General features: G+C 47.9%; 23 protein-coding genes. 14 read left to right on the top strand and 9 right to left on the bottom strand.

Going from position 1 to position 20,380, the window contains the following annotated elements; all coding sequences use genetic code 11:
- Positions 1–4 precede the first annotated feature (4 nt).
- Positions 5–787, top strand: a complete 783-nt coding sequence (locus OS145_RS10905; protein WP_006956506.1) for an alpha/beta fold hydrolase — start codon at positions 5–7, stop codon at positions 785–787.
- A gap of 13 nt (positions 788–800) precedes the next feature.
- Entirely contained in the window at positions 801–2,180 is a 1,380-nt protein-coding gene (locus tag OS145_RS10910; protein ID WP_006956507.1) for an MATE family efflux transporter, read from the top strand.
- Here the strand turns inward: OS145_RS10910 and hisIE are convergent.
- Genes hisIE through hisG form a run of 8 tightly spaced genes read right to left on the bottom strand, consistent with a single transcriptional unit; the run spans position 2,177 to position 9,242 of the window.
- On the bottom strand, positions 2,177–2,785 hold the full coding sequence (hisIE, locus tag OS145_RS10915) for a bifunctional phosphoribosyl-AMP cyclohydrolase/phosphoribosyl-ATP diphosphatase HisIE (RefSeq protein WP_006956508.1): 609 nt from the start codon (positions 2,783–2,785) through the stop codon (positions 2,177–2,179). The genes OS145_RS10910 and hisIE overlap by 4 nt on opposite strands.
- Before the next feature lies 1 nt (position 2,786).
- A complete protein-coding gene (gene hisF / locus OS145_RS10920) occupies positions 2,787–3,578 on the bottom strand; it encodes an imidazole glycerol phosphate synthase subunit HisF (RefSeq protein WP_006956509.1) in 792 nt (263 codons plus the stop codon).
- Positions 3,548–4,297, bottom strand: a complete 750-nt coding sequence (hisA, locus tag OS145_RS10925; protein WP_006956510.1) for a 1-(5-phosphoribosyl)-5-[(5-phosphoribosylamino)methylideneamino]imidazole-4-carboxamide isomerase — start codon at positions 4,295–4,297, stop codon at positions 3,548–3,550. The genes hisF and hisA overlap by 31 nt, the downstream gene beginning before the upstream one ends.
- A complete protein-coding gene (gene hisH / locus OS145_RS10930) occupies positions 4,294–4,884 on the bottom strand; it encodes an imidazole glycerol phosphate synthase subunit HisH (protein WP_006956511.1) in 591 nt (196 codons plus the stop codon). Before hisH ends, hisA begins: the two co-directional genes overlap by 4 nt.
- Entirely contained in the window at positions 4,881–5,957 is a 1,077-nt protein-coding gene (hisB, locus tag OS145_RS10935; RefSeq protein WP_006956512.1) for a bifunctional histidinol-phosphatase/imidazoleglycerol-phosphate dehydratase HisB, read from the bottom strand. The genes hisH and hisB overlap by 4 nt, the downstream gene beginning before the upstream one ends.
- Positions 5,954–7,021, bottom strand: coding sequence for a histidinol-phosphate transaminase (gene hisC / locus OS145_RS10940; protein ID WP_006956513.1), 1,068 nt, complete (start codon positions 7,019–7,021; stop codon positions 5,954–5,956). Before hisC ends, hisB begins: the two co-directional genes overlap by 4 nt.
- Entirely contained in the window at positions 7,018–8,343 is a 1,326-nt protein-coding gene (hisD, locus tag OS145_RS10945; protein WP_006956514.1) for a histidinol dehydrogenase, read from the bottom strand. Before hisD ends, hisC begins: the two co-directional genes overlap by 4 nt.
- Before the next feature lie 5 nt (positions 8,344–8,348).
- Complete coding sequence (gene hisG / locus OS145_RS10950) at positions 8,349–9,242, bottom strand: ATP phosphoribosyltransferase (RefSeq protein WP_006956515.1); 894 nt, start codon at positions 9,240–9,242, stop codon at positions 8,349–8,351.
- 307 nt (positions 9,243–9,549) lie between these two features.
- Here hisG and OS145_RS10955 point away from each other — a divergent pair, with 307 nt between their 5' ends.
- The 11 genes from OS145_RS10955 (at position 9,550) to OS145_RS11005 (ending at position 19,048) form a co-directional block, all read left to right on the top strand.
- Positions 9,550–9,819, top strand: coding sequence for a hypothetical protein (locus OS145_RS10955; RefSeq protein ID WP_006956516.1), 270 nt, complete (start codon positions 9,550–9,552; stop codon positions 9,817–9,819).
- A 133-nt stretch (positions 9,820–9,952) separates the two neighbouring features.
- Positions 9,953–11,890 carry a DNA repair helicase YoaA gene (gene yoaA, locus OS145_RS10960; protein ID WP_006956517.1) on the top strand — a complete coding sequence of 646 codons (1,938 nt, stop codon included), beginning with the start codon at positions 9,953–9,955 and terminating at the stop codon, positions 11,888–11,890.
- Positions 11,865–12,575, top strand: coding sequence for a tRNA (adenosine(37)-N6)-threonylcarbamoyltransferase complex dimerization subunit type 1 TsaB (gene tsaB / locus OS145_RS10965; protein ID WP_006956518.1), 711 nt, complete (start codon positions 11,865–11,867; stop codon positions 12,573–12,575). Before yoaA ends, tsaB begins: the two co-directional genes overlap by 26 nt.
- A 62-nt stretch (positions 12,576–12,637) precedes the next feature.
- A complete protein-coding gene (locus tag OS145_RS10970) occupies positions 12,638–12,943 on the top strand; it encodes a hypothetical protein (protein WP_006956519.1) in 306 nt (101 codons plus the stop codon).
- Positions 12,944–12,952: 9 nt separating this feature from the next.
- A complete protein-coding gene (locus tag OS145_RS10975) occupies positions 12,953–13,537 on the top strand; it encodes a Slp family lipoprotein (RefSeq protein WP_006956520.1) in 585 nt (194 codons plus the stop codon).
- A 1-nt stretch (position 13,538) separates the two neighbouring features.
- Positions 13,539–14,414, top strand: coding sequence for an alpha/beta fold hydrolase (locus tag OS145_RS10980; protein WP_006956521.1), 876 nt, complete (start codon positions 13,539–13,541; stop codon positions 14,412–14,414).
- A gap of 98 nt (positions 14,415–14,512) precedes the next feature.
- Complete coding sequence (gene fadD, locus OS145_RS10985) at positions 14,513–16,180, top strand: long-chain-fatty-acid--CoA ligase FadD (RefSeq protein WP_006956522.1); 1,668 nt, start codon at positions 14,513–14,515, stop codon at positions 16,178–16,180.
- The gene (rnd, locus tag OS145_RS10990; protein ID WP_040488130.1) at positions 16,177–17,334 is read left to right on the top strand and encodes a ribonuclease D; all 1,158 of its coding nucleotides are present in this window, start codon (positions 16,177–16,179) and stop codon (positions 17,332–17,334) included. Before fadD ends, rnd begins: the two co-directional genes overlap by 4 nt.
- Positions 17,335–17,349: 15 nt before the next feature.
- Positions 17,350–17,595 (top strand): YcgL domain-containing protein, encoded by a 246-nt coding sequence (locus tag OS145_RS10995; RefSeq protein WP_006956524.1) that lies wholly within the window; start codon positions 17,350–17,352, stop codon positions 17,593–17,595.
- Positions 17,592–18,623 carry a lytic murein transglycosylase gene (locus OS145_RS11000; RefSeq protein WP_006956525.1) on the top strand — a complete coding sequence of 344 codons (1,032 nt, stop codon included), beginning with the start codon at positions 17,592–17,594 and terminating at the stop codon, positions 18,621–18,623. Before OS145_RS10995 ends, OS145_RS11000 begins: the two co-directional genes overlap by 4 nt.
- Complete coding sequence (locus OS145_RS11005) at positions 18,620–19,048, top strand: YcgN family cysteine cluster protein (protein ID WP_006956526.1); 429 nt, start codon at positions 18,620–18,622, stop codon at positions 19,046–19,048. Before OS145_RS11000 ends, OS145_RS11005 begins: the two co-directional genes overlap by 4 nt.
- Here OS145_RS11005 and dsbB read toward each other — a convergent pair.
- A complete protein-coding gene (gene dsbB, locus OS145_RS11010; RefSeq protein WP_050750008.1) occupies positions 19,045–19,560 on the bottom strand; it encodes a disulfide bond formation protein DsbB in 516 nt (171 codons plus the stop codon). The two genes, OS145_RS11005 and dsbB, sit on opposite strands and share 4 nt — an antisense overlap.
- Before the next feature lie 137 nt (positions 19,561–19,697).
- Here dsbB and fadR point away from each other — a divergent pair.
- The coding region (gene fadR / locus OS145_RS11015; protein ID WP_006956528.1) for a fatty acid metabolism transcriptional regulator FadR at positions 19,698–20,380 on the top strand (683 nt) is incomplete at its 3' end.

Genomic DNA, 20,380 nt, shown 5'->3' on the forward strand with positions numbered 1-20,380 from the left:
TGACGTGCAGGAGTTAGCACCCGGAATTTCTTATCTGCCCTCGCAGGGCGAAGTCAAAGGCACCTGTGTATTGCTTCACAGTTCGCAAAGTTCTAACGCGCAATGGAAAATACTGCAACAAACGTTAAGCAATGACTATAACGTTGTAGGGATCGATTTATTGGGCTACGGACGTGCGCCTGACGTAGAGTCTGCGCCGCATTTTCGCTTGCAGCAAGAAATTACGCGCATCGAAAGAGCACTCAAGCCAACCTTGGGTAATCAGTCGCTAATTTTGATTGGTCATTCTTACGGTGGGGCGGTTGCGCTAAAAATGGCGCAACAAAAACATTTTAATATTGAGCGCGTGGTTGTGTATGAGCCAGTCAGTTTTCATGTGTTGGAGGAAGATTCTCCTGGCATGCAAGAAATTCGGCAGGTGAGTGATGCGATGCACGGGAAAGATGAGGTAGAATGCACGCGCACCTTTATTGATTACTGGAACCAACCCGGTTATTTCGATGCTCTGCCAGAGCGTGTTCAACAAGGTATGGTTGCGCAAGCGGCAAAAGTTGCGCTGGATTTCGACGCACTATTAAATGATGAACTAACGCTTAAAGATTATCAGCAGGTTGAAGCGCCTGTATTGATTTTACAAGGTGAATACACACGTCGCAGTGCGCGAGCGGTGGTTAAAGCATTATCCACGGCGCTGACATCAGTGACTGTAAAATCCGTCCTAGCTGGACACATGGGACCTCTTACGCATCCGGCTGAGGTTAACCCACTTATTCTTGACTTTATTTAGGATGTTGTAAGTCATGGCCAAACACACGCACGAAATTAGAAAGCTCGCTAAACTGACCGGCCCGATATTAGTCGCGCAACTGACGCAGATGCTCATGAGCGTAGTCGATACAGTGATGGCAGGGCGTAAAGATGCGGTGGATTTGGCAGCCGTTTCGGTGGGTGGCAGTATTTTTGTACCGGTCACTTTGTTGATGTTTGGTATTGCACTCGCGTTGGCGCCTATCGTTTCGCACTTTGACGGCTCAAAGAAGTATCGCCGCATGGCGAACATGCTACAGCAAGGGTTGTATGCGTGTGCTATTTTTGGCGTGTTAGCTTTGGTGGTCTTGCAGTTTTCGCCCTACATTCTTGACTGGATGGAGGTGGAGGATCGCTTCCGGCAAGTGACGCTAGATTACGTTAATTACATTGCGTGGGGTGTACCCGGTTTTGTTATTTATGTGATTTTAAGAAACTTCTGTGAGGGATTATCCAATACTATGCCATCCTTAGTGATTGGCTTTATTGGGTTACTCATTAATATTCCGGCAAACTATATCTTTATTTACGGTCACTTTGGCGCGCCCGAACTCGGTGGTGCAGGGTGTGGTTTAGCATCGGCTTTGGTGTTTTGGGGCATGGCTATTTCGATGGCGATCTATGTATTCACCAGTCGTCGTTATAAGAAGCTTCACCTACTCAGACGCTGGTATCCACCTAAGTTCGATGACGTGGCGTATATTATAAAAATAGGCTTTCCGATAGCGATGTCACTGTTTTTTGAAGTCAGCCTATTTGCCGCAGTGGCGTTATTGATTGCACCACTAGGTCCAACAGTGGTATCTGCTCACCAAATTGCATTGAACATCAGCTCGTTGGTATATATGGTGCCATTGAGCATTTCGATGGCCGTGACACTTCGAGTGGGTTTTGCTTTAGGCGCTGGTGAGCCCAAAAATGCCATGCTGAGTTTTAAAATTGCGATGGTATTCGGCATGGTATTCGCCGCGGTTAACGGTATCATCATGTATTTAGGTGGTGCTTGGCTGGCAAGCTTGTATACGCCTGATACCGCGATTATTAATCTTGCCGCAACGCTGATGGGATTGGCGGCGATTTTTACGATGTCGGATACGTTTCAAGCCGTTGCTATGGGAACCTTACGGGGATACAAAGACACCAAATGGCCGATGATCATGGCGTTTATCTCGTATTGGCCATTCGGCTTAACAGTCGGCTACATTCTTGGACGCACTGACTGGTGGGTGCCTCGCATGGGAGCCGCGGGCTTTTGGATTGGCTTTATTAGTGGCTTAACAGTCGCCGCGGTGATGCTCACCATCCGCTTGCGCTTCGTATCTAAGCATTACGAGCGCAAGCAGTTCGAGCAAACAGTGAACAACGCCACTTAACGGTGGCGTTGGTGTAGTACCTCAAGCACTTGTTCGAGGCTCAAATCACTCGCTTCTAAAGTCACCAGTAGGTGATAAAGTAAATCGGCACTTTCATTAAGTAATTCATCTTTATCCTGCACAGTGGCGGCAAGCGCAACCTCTACACCTTCCTCACCCACCTTCTGAGCGATACGCTTAATGGGTTGGCTTAATAGTTTTGCGGTGTAGCTTTCGTCAGGTGAGGCGCTGCGACGCGCTTTAATGATGTTGTTTAACTGCACTAAAAAGGGTGCAGGCGCTTCGGCAAAACATGAGCGCGTACCTAAGTGGCAAGTCGGTCCTTGCGGTATTGCTTGGACAAGAATCGAATCATTGTCACAGTCGCGGTAAGCGCCAGTGAACTGTAAAACATGACCCGACTGCTCACCTTTTTGCCAAAGCCGCTGTTTGCTGCGGCTGTAAAAAGTCACTGCTTTGGTTTGCAAAGTTTGTAGCAATGCATCGCGGTTCATGTAACCTTGCATAAGTACTTCGCCGGTTAGGACATGCTGTACAATACAGGGAACAAGCTGATTCATTTTCTCCCAAGCAAGTTGGTCTACCGTGCTTTCAGTAATTAGCATGTTACAAAACTCCTTGTTCGATTGGACGAATAGCGATGCCTTCGTCAATCAGTTGTTGCTTCAGCTCCGCCATGGCGATGATATTCTTATGAAACACCGAAGCGGCTAAGGCACCATCAACATCGGCTTGTTTAAATACATTGGTAAAATGGTTAATGGCACCTGCACCACCAGACGCGATCAGCGGCACTGAACAGTGACGGCGTATTGATGCCAGTTGTTCGACATCATAGCCTTTTCTTACACCATCTTGATTCATACAGTTGAGAACGATCTCACCGGCACCTCGCGCGATGACCTCGTTGACCCAATCTTTGGTCTGCCACTGCGAGCGACGTGATTTGCTCTCGTCACCGGTAAACTGATGCACCTCGTATTCACCGCTGTCTGCATTAAAATAGCTATCAATACCGATGACGACACATTGCTGACCGAACTCATCCACCATCTCATTGATCAGCTCAGGATTCATCAGCGCAGGCGAGTTAATTGATAACTTATCGGCGCCCATGGAAAGGAGCTCACGACCATGAGCCAGGGTACGAATACCACCTGCGACGGTAAACGGAATATCGATTTCGCGCGCGACGCGTTCAACCCAACTCTTGTCTACCGTGCGGCCATCAGAGGATGCCGTAATATCGTAGAAAACCAATTCATCAGCGCCTATTTCCGCATAGCGTTTTGCTAGGGGCAAGATGTCGCCGATCAGTTCGTGATTACGAAATTGAACGCCCTTGACGACTTGACCGTCACGAACATCTAAGCAGGGGATGATGCGTTTTGCCAGCATTGGATCGCCTCCTCTAAACTAAATGCACCGGTCAGTAATGACTTACCTAAGATAACGTGGTCACAGTTCGCTGCTTTCAAGCGTTGTATATCTTCAAGACTATTAACACCGCCCGACGCCTGCCATTGAATGGCTGGGAAACGCTTTTTATAAGCTTCGTATAGTCCCACATTACTACCTTGCATAGTGCCGTCACGGCTGATGTCGGTACACAATACATGGGCGCAACCCAATGCGGAGAAACGTTTGAGTATGTCGTCTAACGTCACGTCACTGGATGACTGCCAACCATGAGTCGCAACACGCGCAATGCCATCCGCGTCAATGTTGACATCAAGTGCGAGCACGATTTTTTCAGCGCCAAATTGTTTAAACCAAGTCTCGACCTGTTCCGGATCGGTAACGGCTTTTGAGCCAATGACGACTCGTTTAATACCACAGGCAAGAATTTCTTCGATATCCTCAGTGCTACGAATACCACCGCCGGCCTGACAGTTTAAATTGGTCGCCGCGCAAATTGTGCGCAGTGTTTCGAGTTGGCGATTTTGCGGATTCTTCGCACCATCTAAATCGACCAAGTGCAGCCATTGTGCCCCCGCGGCTTGGTAGCTTTGCGCTTGCTCAACAGCATCAATGTCGAACGTTGTTTGTTGACTAAAGTCACCTTGATAGAGGCGCACAACCCGGCCTTCAATCAAGTCTAATGCAGGAATCATCATAACGCGTTCTCCAAGAAACGTTTAAGCATGGCACGGCCGACCGCACCCGAGCGCTCAGGATGAAATTGAGCACCGATAAAATTATCTTTGCGGATCATGGCCGCGAACGTATCACCGTAATCACAGGTGGCGATGGTGTAGTCATCTTTTGCAACGGCATAACTGTGCACAAAATAACAGTAAGGATCGGTGTCATTATCGAGCAATGGATTGGCGTTGGTCGCACGGACGTTGTTCCAGCCCATATGTGGCAAAGGTCTGTCACCGACCTGCATACGTTTGGTTTGCGCAGGGATTAAGCCTAAGCATTCCACGTCACCTTCCTCAGAGTGCGCTGTCATCAGTTGCATACCAAGACAAATCCCCAATGTGGGTTGGGTGAGCGCTTTAATAGGTTCAATTAACTGTTTACGGTGCAGATTGCGCATCGCTGCAGCTGCTGTTCCCACACCCGGCAAGATGACGCGATCAGCGGCGCCGATGATCGCCTCATCGTCAGTAATTACAGGCTGATAGCCTAAGCGCTCAATGGCAAACTTTACCGAGGTGAGATTCGCACACTCGGTATCGACAATTACAATTTTCACGCGAGCATTCCTTTACTTGAAGGTAACTGTTGGTCGCCCGTTTTTGCTACCGCTTGACGCAGCGCGCGACCAAAGACTTTAAACAAGCTTTCAACCTGGTGGTGCGTGTTGCCCTCAGTCGTTGACAAGTGCAAGCTAATCGCCATTGCATCGGTGAGCGAGCGGAAGAAGTGCTCAACCATTTCGGTTGATAATTCGCCCACTTTGTCGCGCGTGAAATCCGCCTGCCACTTGAGGTGAGGTCGACCTGAAAGATCGATAAGACACTCAGCACGACACTCATCCATCGGCAATGCAAAACCAAAACGGCCAATACCGCGTTTGTCACCTAAGGCTTGGCGTAGTGCCTGACCTAGTGCCAGCGCCGTATCTTCAATAGTGTGGTGGTCGTCAATGTGTAAATCACCTGTCACATTGACGGTTAAGCTGATGCCAGCGTGTGTGGCAATTTGCTCTAGCATGTGATCAAAGAAGCCAATACCCGTCGAAAATGAGCGCGGTGTTGCATTATCGAGGTCAACTGCAATACGAATATCGGTCTCATGGGTGGTACGGATCACCTTAGCAGAACGTGAGCGTTGGGTCAGGTCGCGCACGATAGCGTTCCAATCTAGGTTGGCACGGTCATATCGAATACCGCGTATACCCATACTCTCTGCAAGTTTAATGTCCGTTTCGCGATCGCCAATCACATAACTATCGGTGAAGTCGATAAGGCCTTTTTGTAGGTAATCCTGCACCAAGCCGAGTTTTGGCTTCCGGCAACTACAGTTGTCTTCCTCAAAATGTGGGCAAATCAGTACGTCGTCAAAGCGCACGCCTTGACTTGCAAAGACAGCCATCATTAAGTCATGGGGCGCGTCGAAGTCGGCTTGTGGAAAACTGTCTGTCCCCAGTCCGTCTTGGTTGGACACCATGACGAGGCGATAACCCGCCTGCTGTAACTTAAGCAGGGCAGGGATCACATTCGGCTCAAATTCGAGCTTACTGACGCTGTCTAATTGTTTGTCGACAGGCGGTTCGAGCACCAGTGTGCCGTCACGATCGATAAATAGCCAACGTTGCTGATTCATTGAGTATCTCCAAAAAAGCATTTCAGTGCATCAATAACAAGTGTGTTTTCTCGTTCATTACCGACGCTGATGCGTACTGTGTTGTCGAGTCCAACCTGGGCTGATTGATTACGTATTAATATACCGTTCTGCTGCATGGTCTGCATGAGGCTATCGGCATCGGCAACACGATACAGTAAAAAGTTCGTTTCACTCTCGGCAACCAACGCCATTGGTAGTTCCGCTAATTCATCGCGGATGCGCTGGCGCTGTTTGACGGTGCGTGTTACGTCGGCTTGAACGCGTTCGATGCCCACAGGCGATAACGCCTGGCTAGCAATTTGAATGGTCAAGTCTGGCAGCGGATAAGGCGCCAGTACTTTCTGCAATACGGTAATGACGTCCTCGTTGGCGAGCGCAAAACCACAGCGTGCGCCGGCGAGCGCAAACGCTTTTGATAAAGTACGCAACACCACCAAGTTAGGATATTTCGCTAACCAATCGACGACACTCGCCTCGGCACAAAACTCGATGTAAGCCTCATCAACGACCACGAGACTGGTCGTCGCGAACTTAAGCACTGCCTCGATATCTTCTTGTGCAAGCCGATTACCGACAGGGTTGGAAGGAGAACACAAGAAAATGAGACGAGCGTCTGCGCTACGCGCCTTGATAGCGTCTAAATCGAGTTGATAAGACGAAGTTAAGGGTACCGAGACCACGTCAGCTCCATGCGTCTGCGCAGAAATTGCATACATACCGTAGGTCGGTGGGCAGATAAGCACACGGTCTTGTTTAGGTTCGCAAAACGCTTTGATAAGCAGTTCGATTGCTTCGTCAGACCCGCGGCAACTTAATACCTGTTCAAGGCGAACATTAGCGTAGTCCGCGTAAGCTTGATTGAGGCGCTGCGACTGAAACGCTGGGTACCGGTTCAACTGTGAGCAATCCAGCGCGTAATCGTATGCGTAGGGTGACTCGTTGGCGTTTAGCCATACTGAACCGCCACTCATCGAGCGTCGCGCTGATGCGTAGGGCACCAAAGTTTTCAAGTGTGGGCGCTGTAACTGTTCGGCTAAGCTCATACGTTGTCCTCCTGCGCCTCTAAGCGAATGGTCACGGCGCGTTTATGCGCATCTAAGCCTTCGATTTCGGCGAGCGTGGTAATGCTGTCAGCGAGATCAGCTAAACCATCGCGAGTCACTTCTTGCAACGTGTAGCGGCGATAAAAGTCTAATAGCCCTAAACTGCTGTAGTTTTTAGCGTAGCCATAGGTCGGTAAGACGTGGTTTGTACCAGTTGCATAGTCGCCACCCGATTCAGGGGTATAGTGACCGACAAAAATCGATCCTGCTGTAGTTAGTTGCTCACTCAATGCTGCTGCCGCATCGGTTTGTATAGCAAGGTGCTCGGGTGCGTAACTTTGTGTAACGGCAACCGCCTCGGCTAAGTTTTTAGTGACAATTAACCGGCTTGAAGCAAGTGCTTGCCGCGCGATGTCGACGCGAGGTAATGCATTACATTGCGCAACAAGCTCAGCTTGCACCGCTTGGGCAAGCGCAGCTGATGGTGTGACCAGAATAACCTGTGAGTCTGGACCATGCTCTGCTTGAGATAATAAATCAGCGGCGACAAAACGCGCATTGGCGGTGTCATCAGCGAGCACTAACAGCTCTGAAGGACCGGCCGGCATATCAATGCTAATACCGCTATCGTTTTGACTTAATTGTTGCTTTGCTTCTGTCACAAACGCATTGCCCGGGCCAAATACTTTATCAACTTTAGGTACGGACTCGGTTCCGTACGCCAACGCTGCGATGGCCTGCGCACCGCCACACATAACTAAGGTACCGATGCCGCATTTTTCTGCAGCGTAGACGACTTCCGGTGACATCTGACCTTGTTTATTAGGAGGCGTCACGAGTACACGGGTTTTGCAGCCTGCAATCTGTGCGGGTACGCCCAACATGAGTGCGGTAGAAGGTAAGGTCGCCGACCCCCCAGGGATATAAAGACCGACCGACTCAAGGGCCGTGTATTTTAGTGTGCAGCGCACACCTGGTGAGGTGTTCAGCGTAATATCTTCAGGTGTTTGCGCGAGGTGAAAGGCACGAATATTGTCATAGGCTTTATCAATCGCCGCTTTAGCTCGCTCGGAAACCTGTGCCAGTAACGCTTGCTTCTGTTCACCGTTTAACACCAATTGCGAGATGTCTGCACAATCAAATTGACGGGTGTAGTCAAGTAACGCTGCGTCACCTTCAGTTTTCATGCGCTCAATGATTGAGCGCACGGTTTCTTTCAGCTCACGTGAGCGGCTCTGTTCAGGGCGATCAAGCGTGGCTTGTCGCTCTGAATTGCTAAGCTGTGACCATTGTGTGATGGCAATGCTTTGTCGCGTTAACATACCGATTATCCCATCATTTTTTCAATTGGTAATACGAGTATTGAGCTGCAGCCAAGGTCTTTTAAATCTTCCATTGTTTCCCAGAACAGCTTTTCTGTACTCACGACGTGCACAGCCACTTGCTCATCAGTGTGACTCAGTGGCAGTACGGTAGGCGTTTCGGCGCCAGGAAGTAATGCGTTGACTTCATCCAGGCGGTTTTTGGGTGCGTGCAGCATAATGTATTTGCTTTCTTTCGCCATTTGCACACCGTCAATTCGCGGTAGTAGCTGGTCCATCATAGCCTGCTTTTCAGCGGATAATGGATTGGCGTTTTGAATCAACTGCGCCTGTGAACGAAAGATGACTTCTTTCTCAACGAGACCGTTAGCTTCTAATGTGGCGCCGGTCGAGACTAAATCACAAATGGCATCGGCAAGCCCAGCGCGTGGCGCGACTTCGACTGACCCGGTTAGAACGACATTCTTTGCGCTAATGCCGTTATTTTTTAGGTAGCGTTGCAGTAGGTACGGGTAAGTACTTGCGATACGCTTACCTTGCAGATCGTCGATAGAGTTGTAGTCGCTTTCGCGTGGCACCGCAATGGACAGGCGGCAACCGCCAAAGTCAAGGCTACGTAGAGCCTTATACTCTGCATTTTCATTGACCGCGGAGCGCTCAAGCGCGACCTCTTCTAATACGTTTTCACCCACTAAACCGAGGTCGACGACGCCATCCATAACTAGGCCTGGAATGTCATCGTCGCGTACTCTGAGTAAATCAATAGGGTGGCTGGTACTGTGGGCGATAAGGCGTGCTTCATTAATGCTGAATTTGACACCGCATGCATTAAGCAAAGATAAAGACTCCTTGCTTAAACGGCCTGACTTTTGAATCGCAATAGTAAGTCGTTCACTCATTGATCTACTCCTGATAATAAAAAAACCCTTCGAAAGTTGCCTTTCGAAGGGTTGTATAGTCATGCGAAAGGCTAGTCAAAATATGGACTAGCCTGAATAATAAACGTAGCTAGCCCAGTAATTTCCAATGGTGATGATGGTGGTGCTGGCTAAGGTTCATTTGTTCGCTTCCTTAAAAAAATGGATGTAACTGCTAAGTTGTATAGTACTATAAATAAAAAAAGCACTGAACGCAACTCTATTGACGTATAAAAATTGGTCGACAATAGTCTAAACTCATGATGAACAACCACTGGAGACCGCCACAATGGTCAATTTCGACGCAATGATCCCTTTAATACCAAAAGATTCGCGTATCCCTGTAACTCACAATGAAGAACAATTGAAAGTTGAACAGGTAGAAAAAGCACAGAAACTGGCTGAGGTCGAGGAGGAACAGGAAAATAGTGTCGGCGATCGCGACGCCGAGCATGGACAGCAACAGGCGGCACAGCATCATGAGGGTGAACAGAGTAGCGCGCAAGACAATGACGATGATGAGCAAAGTAGCGATGGTCATATCGACACGTACGCTTAGCGCATGATCGGGACGCAATAATTGAGCGGAAACCTACGCGACGACAGAGGATTTATGATTAACAGCGAGCTGGCAACTATGTCATACTATAGCGCTTTAATCGGTCGATATTAGAATTAGGTGTGGGCATTTAATGAGCAAAGTGGCAGCTGTTTTTACGCCCGAGGGTCAACTGGCAAAGGCGATAGAAGGCTTTCAGCCGCGCGATGCTCAGCTTACCATGGCCCAGGCTATTGAAAAATCCATTCGTAAAAAAGGTACTTTGGTTGTCGAAGCCGAGACCGGTACCGGTAAAACCTTTGCATACTTAGCGCCTGTGCTTCAAGCCAAAGGTAAGGCGATTATCTCCACGGGTACCAAAGCACTACAGGAACAGCTTTATCATCGAGATTTGCCCACTTTACGGGCCGCGCTGGCGCCAGAAAAGGTCATCGCTTTATTAAAAGGGCGTTCAAATTATCTGTGCACCCATCGTCTTGAGCAGGCACAATTGCAAGCTGGTCAGTTTAACAGTGAAACACAAACCAAGCTGGTTAAAGTGAAACGTTGGTCAACTCAGACCCGGGATGGCGATATTGGTGAGTTGGTGGTACTGCAGGATGATCCTCAGTTGACTGCCTTAGTGACTAGCACCAAAGACAATTGTTTAGGTCGCGAGTGCCCGAATTACGATGACTGCTACTTAGTGAAAGCGCGTGATGAAGCCAAACAAGCTGATGTCGTGGTGGTCAATCATCATTTATTTTTTGCGGACCTGGCGATCAAAGATACGGGGTTCGGCGAAATCATACCCGAGTCAGACACGGTGGTGTTTGACGAAGCACACCAAGTACCAGATATCGCAAGTCAATATTTTGGTGACTCATTGTCTTCACGACAACTGATAGAAATTGCTGACGAGGTTCAGCGGTTGTGTTTAACAGAGCTAAAAGACCTCTCTCAAGCGGCACAAATGGCCCGTATTCTGACACAGGTAGTGCGGGATTGGCGGTTACAGTTTCCATCCGATCCGAGCCGAGGCAATTGGCGTGATAAACGCGATGACTCTGCCATGATTGAGGTGTGTAGCCGTGTCGCAGAGAAGCTCACTTTATTTATCGATGTCATCAAAACAGCGCGTGGGCGTCATAAAGAAATGGATAGTCTCATTGAGCGTACAGAGGAAGCCTATGATTTGTGGCAACAGTTGATGCAAACGGATCAGACGGGGTATAGTTTTTGGTATGAGACAACGGTGCGTCATATTGTTCTGCACCAAACGCCACTGAGCGTCGCCAAGCGTTTTGGCAATTTGGTCAAGCACAGTGACCGAGGTTGGGTGTTTACTTCGGCAACGCTCTCAGTCAACGAAAAGTTTGACTACTTTGTTAATCGGCTCGGGCTATGGGATGCCGAAACGCTCGTATTAGCGAGTCCGTTTGACTTCGAGAATCAAGCGATGCTGTGTCTGCCGCGCTATCTGCCACCTGCGAACCAATTTAATCGCGATCAGCGACTCGCGCAGCTGGCGCAACAGTGTATCGAGGCCAACCAAGGCGGCACGTTCTTATTATTTACCAGTCACAGCATGTTAAAGCGCGTCGCCAGTTTATTGGACGAAAAACTAGATAGGCCCGTATTGGTTCAAGGTGAGGGCAGTAAACGCAGTATTTTGCAAAAGTTTACTGATGCAGGTAATGCCGTTTTACTAGGCACTTCGTCGTTCTGGGAGGGCGTCGATGTGCGTGGCGCTGCGTTGCGTTGTGTCATTATTGATAAGTTACCGTTTGCTTCGCCCGACGACCCATTGCTGAATGCACGGGTAGAGGACGCTAAGTTACGGGGCGTGGATGCCTTCCATACTATTCAGCTACCCGAAGCCATTATCGCGCTGAAGCAAGGAGCAGGGCGTTTGATACGCGATCAGCGCGACTCAGGGGTATTGATTGTCTGTGATGACCGACTTGTCACGCGCCAGTATGGTGCACGCTTTATCAAAAGTTTACCGCCTATGGCTCGCACACGTGATCTGAGCCGGGCAATGCTGTTTTTAAAGGATACATATAATGAAACCAACCTTGCTAGCCATTGATACATCGACGGAGAACTGCTCGGTCGCACTTCAGGTTGATAATACGGTCATTAGCCGCGAAATGGAGAGTCCACGCGAGCACTCACAGCGTTTGTTACCTTTTGTTCAAGCTGTGTTAGAAGAAGCCGATATTAAGTTGTCTGATGTTGATGGGCTGATCGTTGGCATCGGTCCAGGTAGTTTTACAGGCGTTAGAATCGGTGTTTCGATTGCACAAGGTTTGGCATTTGGTGCAAGCTTAAAAGTAAATGGTGTCAGTAGTCTTGATGCTATGGCTCTTGAGGGCTCGCAAAATAGAGTAACAGACTGGATTATTAGTGCTATTGATGCGCGAATGGGCGAAGTCTATTGGCGTGTGTATCAGCACCGTGATGGGCATCTTCAGGCGTGTGCTACCGCAAAAGTGGACAAGCCGGAGCAGTTGAATTTGGCAGCTGAGTTAGAGCGCCATGGATATCAAGCGTCGGAGTCAATTGGTTATGTGGGGACGGGATGGGAGACCTATCGTGAGCAATTAGCTGCGACAGTCGCGGTAACCCCGCAGTCGCTTAATTGTGTGCTTCCGACCGCCGAAGCGATGTTACGTTGGGCACAGCTCTATAATGAGCCGGCTGTTGCTGCAGATGAACTGGAGCCACTTTACGTCCGTAATGAGGTAACTTGGAAAAAGTTGCCAGGTCGTTAACTTGTAGATTATTTTGGAACTCGCCATAATAACTCAGGTCAAACTAATGAAAGGAGCAAGCGTTGAATCCTGTTTCGTCAAGTCATGTTAATGGTGTGCAAGGTAATTTGTCACCGGCACGTCGGGTCGTGCCTGATCCGAGAGATCGCGTGGCTGGAGAGAGTGAACCGCAATCGGCTCGCGCTTCGATTGAAATTCCGAGTCGACAGCAAAGCTCTGATCAGGCGCAACGTTGGAAGGATTTGAACATTGTGTATGACCAACCATCGCAGTCTGCACAAAAAGCACTATCGGCCTATCAAACTGTCGCGCTTAACGAGAAACGAGAGCAAGTTGAGTCAATGTTCAGTTTGGATCTGTATGCCTGAGGAGGCGCTATGTTACGTATCGCGAGTTTAGCACTTGGTGCGCTATTGTTAGCGGGCTGTAGTACATTCCCAGATGCTATCGCAACGCAAGATGAAGATGCCTTAGTATCCTATTCACAAGTGAAAAACAATACCGAAGCAACCGTTGGACAAGCGGCGCGCTGGGGTGGAATTATTGCCGATGTTCGCAATGATGAAGGCTACACGATTATCGAGATGGTTCATTTCCCATTGAAAAGTTGGGGGCGTCCGTTGGTGAGTGATGACACAGAAGGGCGTTTTCTCGCTGTTATTAATGGCTTCGTCGACCCTCAAGTCTATCAACAAGGCCGTAGTCTGACTGTGTTAGGGAAGGTCGGTGAAGCACAAGAAGGTAAGATAGGCGACTATAACTACGTATACCCCGTTATTGAGACATCGGGCTATTATTTGTGGCCGAAAGAAGTCGACCGTGCTGACTCGGGGATTGACTATTCACCGTTGTGGTTTAGACACAATTTTTATGCCCCTTACCCTTATCGCCCTTACTATTATCGGTACCCGACGCGCGTAAGGGTTCAGGAAGAAAAACCTAACGCGACTAGCAATCAGTAGCGTGTTGTATCAATCACTAATTGAGCGTGCTCAGCCTCTTGAGTACGCTCTTGACTGGGGCTGCCTCAGAGGTCTCGGTTGGGGCAATGTCGATAAACCTCGCTATATCCTGTTGCATGGTTGGCTGGATAATTGTCACTCATTTCTTCCGCTGATTGAGCAACTACATGAATCTGATGACGGAATCATTGCGCTTGATTGGGCCGGTCATGGCTACTCGGATCACCGCCCCACGGGTAACTACTATCATTTTACTGATTATGCTTATGATATTTGGCAATTGATTAAGATACAGGAGTGGTCTGGCGTTACCATTATTGGACATTCGATGGGCGGCTTCGTCGGCAATATGGTTACGACGCTGTTACCAAAGCATGTATCCCACTTGGTGTTGATTGAGGCCTTTGGTTTGCTCACCAGTGACGAGGAGAACGCTCACCAGCAGCTGTTAGCAGGCTTTCAGTCGCGAAAGAAGTCGCAGATGGCACAGTGGCGTCCATACACCGATAAGTCACAAGCAGTCGCGGCACGTGCCAAGACAGCCGATTTTAGTGACGCGTTAGTCGAAATTATCGTTGAGCGTGGCATTAAGTTAATGGCTGATGGACACTGGTATTGGCGCGCCGATCCCAAAGTTCGGTCTACATCGCCCTATCGGTTGTCCTCACAAGCCGTTGAACAAATTTTGAACCAGTTACGCGTGCCCGTGGTATTAGTAAAAGGGCGTGATGGTTACGCTCAACTGGATAACGCCTTGGCACGATGGCAAGACTGTGTTCCGCAATTACGCGTGCTTGAGTTGGGTGGTGGGCATCATGTTCATATGCAAAGTCCGAGTGATATTGCGGGCATTGTCCGTGAAGTGTCATCATCTTAGATTGTGCCGAAGGGCGAGATTGAGATAAACTGTTCGGATAAGCTCACGTTGACGTGAACGATACATAATAATTAAAGCAATAAATTTTGGAGCCTAGTATGGAAAAGATTTGGCTTAAACATTACCCAGCGGGAGTGCCAGATACGATTGATCCCGACCACTATACGTCTTTGCTCGAGATTCTCGAAGAGAGTATTGAGAGGTATGGTGATAAAACCGCATTCGTTAATATGGATTGCGAAATGTCGTTTGCCGAGCTGGGTGAAAAGGCAAAGCAATTTGCTGCCTATTTGCAGAGTATTGGGCTACAAAAAGGCGATGCAGTTGCGATTATGATGCCAAATCTTTTGCAGTATCCGGTTGCGCTGTTCGGGGTATTAGCGGCGGGTATGACCGTCGTTAACGTCAACCCCTTGTACACACCGCGAGAATTAAAACACCAACTGACCGATTCGCAATCGAAAGCGCTCGTGATTCTGGAAAACTTTGCCAATACTTATGAGAAGATTGCAAAAGATGTACAACTAGAAAAAGTCATTACGACACAAATTGGTGATTTACTGCCCGCTCCTAAACGTTGGTTGGTAAATTTCGTGGTTAAGTACGTGAAACGTATGGTACCAAGCCATTCAATCAGTCAACGTATCGATTTTAATGTGGCGCTCAATAAAGGTAAGCAAAAAGCATATCAGCGACCTGGTTTAACGGGCGACGACATCGCATTCTTGCAATATACAGGCGGCACAACGGGCGTTGCGAAAGGTGCCATGTTATCTCATCGCAACATGGTCGCCAATTTAGAGCAGGTTTCATCGGTCATTACACCCATCATGTCTGATGGTGAAGAAATCATTATTACCGCCTTACCGCTGTATCATATTTTCGCTCTAACAGCGAACTGCTTGACGTTCATTAAGCACGGTGGGCGCAATATTTTAATCACCAATCCGCGTGATATGCCTGGATTTGTAAAAGAGCTTGGTAAAGTTAAGTTTTCAATGATCTCGGGTGTTAATACGTTGTTTAATGGACTATTGAATACCAAGGGCTTCAAAGATCTCGATTTCTCTAACCTAAAGGTGTCTCTTGGTGGCGGGATGGCGGTGCAAAAATCAGTCGCGGAACATTGGGAACGTGTCACGAAATCTCGCTTGCTAGAAGGCTACGGTTTAACCGAGTGTGCACCTGTGGTTACAGTCAACCCTTACGATATCGAGCATTATACGGGCAGTATCGGCTTACCTGTACCAAGTACCGACGTTAAAATTTGTGACCCGGAAAGTGGCGAGGAAGTTGCCTTAGGGGATGCGGGTGAACTTTACGTGAAAGGCCCACAAGTGATGGTTGGTTATCTAAATCGTCCTGACGCCACGGCTGAATCGATTAAAGAGGGCTGGTTTGCGACTGGCGACATGGCAACCTGTGATGAACGCGGGTACTTTAAGATTGTTGATCGTAAGAAAGACATGATCCTGGTGTCTGGTTTTAATGTCTACCCTAATGAGATTGAAGATGTCCTAGCCGATCATCCAAAAGTGCTTGAAGTGGCCGCAGTTGGAGTGCCACATGAGTCTTCCGGTGAGGTTGTTAAAGTCTTTATTGTCAAAAAAGATAAATCCTTAACGGAACGTGAGATTATTGATTTCTCTAGAGAAAATCTAACGGGGTATAAAGTACCTAAGTTAGTCGAGTTTCGTGATGAACTCCCCAAATCAAACGTAGGTAAAATCTTGCGTAAAGAGCTAAGAGACGAGAAAAAAGATTGACTAAGTTAATACAGCCACAGAGTGGATATCGTTATATCAGTAGCCTTGAGATGCTGACTGAATTTTGTCAAAGAGCCCGCTTAGCGGGCTCATTTGCTATTGATACTGAATTTGTTAGAAGAAAGACTTACTTTGCCAATTTGGGGCTCGTGCAGCTGAATGTCGATGGTGAGACATTTATTATCGATCCACTCATTGATATTGATTTAACAGCACTTTGGCAATTGATAGCCGATCCCGACGTCGTTACGGTTTTGCATGCTGGTGGCGAAGACATTGAGTTGTTTTACCATCAGTCAAATGGACAGAAACCGCGTGCCGTATTTGATACGCAAATTGCGGCGGGATTTATTGGCATGGGGTCGTCGCTTGGCTACGCCAGCCTAGTTGAGCAATTATTTGATGGTGTAACCCTAGATAAAAGCCAGTCACGTACGGATTGGTTAAAGCGTCCGCTCAGCGAAGAGCAACTGACTTACGCAGCTGCCGATGTGAGCTATCTAAATAGCATGTATCCTTGGTTAGTTGAACAGGTCGCACAAGCTCATGTGGCAGATATTGTCGTTGAGGAAAGTCAACTGCAGGTCAGTAAACGCACGCAAGTTATTCCAAGACATTTACTTTATTTGTTCGTTGGGAACGCTTGGCAACTTAACCAAAAGCAATTACAAGTGATGAAAGCACTCGCTGCTTGGCGTCTGGATAAGGCTATGAGTGAAAATATGCCTCTGGGCTTTATTTTTAAGGACGGCGTGTTATTGGAGTTAGCGAGAAAAATGCCGCAGTCTAAGTCTGACCTGTACAAGATTAAAGATTTAGCTCCGATGACGCGCAAATATTCGGGCGAAGCAATAATTGAGCAGATTGGTTTAGCACTTGCTGTGGATCCATCGCAATGGCCGCAAACTTTGCAAAGACTCGACGACATGCCAAACTATAAGATGGCGTTTAGTGGTATTAAGAAAGCAGCACAGGGCTTGGCTTCGTTGCTCGGTATTGATACGGCATTGGTAACTTCGCGCAAACAAATTAATGACTTTTTGATGTATCACTGGCAGTTTAGTGATGACCACCGTGCTGAATTGCCCAGACCTGATTTGCAACAGGGCTGGCGCTGGAGAGCGCTAGAATCTGAATTAAAAGAATATATTTAACGCGAGTTTAAGACCATGCTGTGCGACGTATTTAAAAGCTCGAAAAAAAGCGATACCTATCTATACCTCCCGTTGGGAAGTGAATTTGATGAGTTGCCAGAAGCGCTAGTAAGCCACTTTGGCACTCCGCAAAAAATAATGACAATAAATTTAGACAAACGCGACCAACTTGCTCGGATTAGCGTAGAAGAATTAAAACAGCACTTGGTGGAACCTGGCTATTATTTGCAACTTCCGCCACAAAAGGAGTCAATGCTATGAAAAAGTTAACCCTGAGCACTTTGGCGCTTATCGTAAGTGCGTCGACAGTGGGATTTACCGGCCCTGTAAACGCCTCTCAGTCTGAGCAGAGTTCGATGAGCGAGCAAAGCGAAAGTACCGAGCAGAAGTTTCAAACTTATGTTGATAAGTTGCGCTCTGAGGCGCTTGAGCAAGGATACACGAAAGATACGCTGGATCGCGCGTTTGCCAAGGTAAAATATTACCAACGTGCAGTTGAGCTCGATAATAATCAGCCAGAGTTCAAACTTACTTTAGATACTTACCTTCCCAGAGCAGTACCTGATTGGAAAGCTCAAAAAGCGCTTGAAAAGTATCAGGAGCATAAAGCGCTACTCGATGAGATAGGAAAGAAATATGGTGTACAACCACGATTTATAGTTGCATTGTGGGGTATAGAGACCAACTTTGGTTCTTACACCGGCGGATTTGATGTTGTTTCAGCATTAACAACTTTAGCGTTTGATGGTCGACGTGAAGCCTTCTTTAAGAAACAACTCTGGCAAGCGCTGACTATTATTCAAGACGGTCATATCGACCCTGAGCAAATGAAAGGTTCATGGGCGGGCGCCATGGGTCAGACGCAATTTATGCCAAGCTCGTTTATGAGTTATGCGGTCGATTACGACGGTGATGGTAAAAAGGATATATGGAACAGCTACGGCGATGTATTTGCGTCAGCCGCAAACTACTTGAGTTCTGTGGGTTGGCGAGATGATGTGACGTGGGGACGCCAAGTGCAGTTACCTGAACAGTTTGATACATCGTTAGCGGGGCTAGATACCAAAAAGGGACTCGCCGAATGGCAAAAGCTTGGTATTACGCGCATGGACGGAAGCCCGTTACCGCAACGAGATGATATTGAAGCTTCGGTTGTAATTCCTGATGATAAGGAAGGTCGAGTGTATCTTGCCTATGCAAACTACGATGCGCTGATGCGTTGGAATCGCTCACATTACTTCGTTGCTGCAGTCGGCTACCTTTCTGATCGTATCCGTTTTCCTCGATGAATTGGTATGATAAACCGCTTCATGCGCTCAATCATCGCGAATGGGAAGCCCTTTGCGATGGTTGTGGGCAATGTTGTCTAAACCAACTATTAGATGAAGAGGATAACCTGTATCAAACCGATGTCGCGTGTCGATTATTGGATACTGACAATGCGGTGTGCAGTGACTATGAAAACCGTACTCAGCGGGTCCCCAGTTGTGTTCAACTGACACTCGAAAATCTCGATGCAGTTTATTTCATGCCTAAAACTTGTGCGTATCGGCTCAGAGCACAAGGGCAACCGATTCCTGACTGGCATCCATTACGACACCATGGAAGTCAGCAAGCGATGAAAAAAGCCGGCTACCATGTAGCCGGCCATTGTATCACTGAAGCGGAATTTAGAGGTGAGTTAGAAGATCGTATTGTGACCTGGCCGCTTTAGCGTAGTTTATAAATAATGTGGCTTAGGCTGGCGATCACAACAGTAATCGTTACTCCTGCAAAGATAAAGGTCATCCATGCCGGCATGGTGACACCTAAAAACGACCAGTCAATGTCACCACAGAGTCCTGGGGCTGCAAAATAGCTAGGTAGCCATTCATGCAGTGGAGCCCAAGATGGAAAATTCGGGTTACTTTCACAGACTGCAAAGAAAGCATTTTTCGACGTTTGCAGGTCCCAGTGGTCATAAGCGATGAATAAGCCCTCGAGCGCGGAATAAAGTACGCCAGCGAGTGCTACTAAGCGTATGAATGGACGTGTCGCACCCAAATAGCCAAGCAAAGCAAACAACGCAATGCCTATCACTGCCATACGTTGATATACACACTTTACGCAGGGTTCAAGTCCGAGACCGTACTGAAAGTACGCGGCAGCAGCCAATAGCGATAAACAGATGATAAATAGCGCTAACCAAGCGCTGCGTTGACTTGGCCAAAGGTATATTTGCATGATTTGATATATCCGTGTCTGAATCTAAGCGCTATAACATAGCCGAAAAGTAAATGGCTTGTCGATAACAATCAGTTTGCTTGTCCGACCTCATATAACACTGGTAGAATCACACGATTGATAATGAAACAGGCGTAACAATGATCATTAAAGCAAAGAGTCCGGCAGGTTTTGCCGAGGAATATATCGTTAAATCAATCTGGAACGGTCATTTTGCTCCAGGTACGATCCTTCCTGCAGAGCGTGAACTGTCCGAGCTCATTGGTGTGACTCGTACGACGCTACGGGAAGTATTACAGCGCTTAGCGCGAGATGGTTGGCTTACAATCCAGCATGGCAAGCCAACCAAGGTGAATAACTTCTGGGAGACGTCTGGGCTTAATATTTTAGAGACGCTAGCTCGTTTAGACGAAGATGGTATGCCAGAACTGGTCGACCAATTGTTGTCGGCTCGCACTAATATTAGCGCGATTTATATTCGAGCTGCGATCCGTCACAACCCTGAAAAGGTAGTTGAGCTATTGTCTAAGAATGATGAGCTTGCTGACGATGCCGAGCGTTTCGCAGACTTTGATTATCAGTTAAATCATGATCTTGCGATGGCGTCGGGTAACCCCATCTATGTGCTAGTGCTTAACGGCTTTAAAGGTTTATATTCGCGTATTGGCCAATTTTATTTCTCTTCGCCAGAGGCTCGCCAGTTGGCTCGTGATTACTATTACAACCTTAATAGCGTGGCGAAGCAGGGCGATTACAATGAATCAGTAAACTTGGTTCGTCGCTATGGTTATGAATCAGCAGAAATTTGGCATAGCTTGCGTGG

It is taken from the genome of Idiomarina baltica OS145, assembly GCF_000152885.1.
Classification (GTDB): Bacteria; Pseudomonadota; Gammaproteobacteria; order Enterobacterales; family Alteromonadaceae; genus Idiomarina; species Idiomarina baltica.

What these genes read in the sequence shown, in the direction of transcription:
- OS145_RS10995 (WP_006956524.1), top strand. Translation starts at nt 17,350, where the DNA reads ATGCTGTGCGACGTATTTAAAAGCTCGAAAAAAAGCGATACCTATCTA.
- hisA (WP_006956510.1), bottom strand. Translation starts at nt 4,297, where the DNA reads ATGATGATTCCTGCATTAGACTTGATTGAAGGCCGGGTTGTGCGCCTC.
- OS145_RS11005 (WP_006956526.1), top strand. Translation starts at nt 18,620, where the DNA reads ATGAATTGGTATGATAAACCGCTTCATGCGCTCAATCATCGCGAATGG.
- hisC (WP_006956513.1), bottom strand. Translation starts at nt 7,021, where the DNA reads ATGAGCTTAGCCGAACAGTTACAGCGCCCACACTTGAAAACTTTGGTG.
- hisG (WP_006956515.1), bottom strand. Translation starts at nt 9,242, where the DNA reads ATGAGTGAACGACTTACTATTGCGATTCAAAAGTCAGGCCGTTTAAGC.
- hisIE (WP_006956508.1), bottom strand. Translation starts at nt 2,785, where the DNA reads ATGCTAATTACTGAAAGCACGGTAGACCAACTTGCTTGGGAGAAAATG.
- OS145_RS10910 (WP_006956507.1), top strand. Translation starts at nt 801, where the DNA reads ATGGCCAAACACACGCACGAAATTAGAAAGCTCGCTAAACTGACCGGC.
- fadD (WP_006956522.1), top strand. Translation starts at nt 14,513, where the DNA reads ATGGAAAAGATTTGGCTTAAACATTACCCAGCGGGAGTGCCAGATACG.
- yoaA (WP_006956517.1), top strand. Translation starts at nt 9,953, where the DNA reads ATGAGCAAAGTGGCAGCTGTTTTTACGCCCGAGGGTCAACTGGCAAAG.
- tsaB (WP_006956518.1), top strand. Translation starts at nt 11,865, where the DNA reads ATGAAACCAACCTTGCTAGCCATTGATACATCGACGGAGAACTGCTCG.
- OS145_RS10975 (WP_006956520.1), top strand. Translation starts at nt 12,953, where the DNA reads ATGTTACGTATCGCGAGTTTAGCACTTGGTGCGCTATTGTTAGCGGGC.
- hisB (WP_006956512.1), bottom strand. Translation starts at nt 5,957, where the DNA reads ATGAATCAGCAACGTTGGCTATTTATCGATCGTGACGGCACACTGGTG.
- OS145_RS11000 (WP_006956525.1), top strand. Translation starts at nt 17,592, where the DNA reads ATGAAAAAGTTAACCCTGAGCACTTTGGCGCTTATCGTAAGTGCGTCG.
- OS145_RS10955 (WP_006956516.1), top strand. Translation starts at nt 9,550, where the DNA reads ATGGTCAATTTCGACGCAATGATCCCTTTAATACCAAAAGATTCGCGT.
- hisF (WP_006956509.1), bottom strand. Translation starts at nt 3,578, where the DNA reads ATGCTGGCAAAACGCATCATCCCCTGCTTAGATGTTCGTGACGGTCAA.
- hisD (WP_006956514.1), bottom strand. Translation starts at nt 8,343, where the DNA reads ATGTTAACGCGACAAAGCATTGCCATCACACAATGGTCACAGCTTAGC.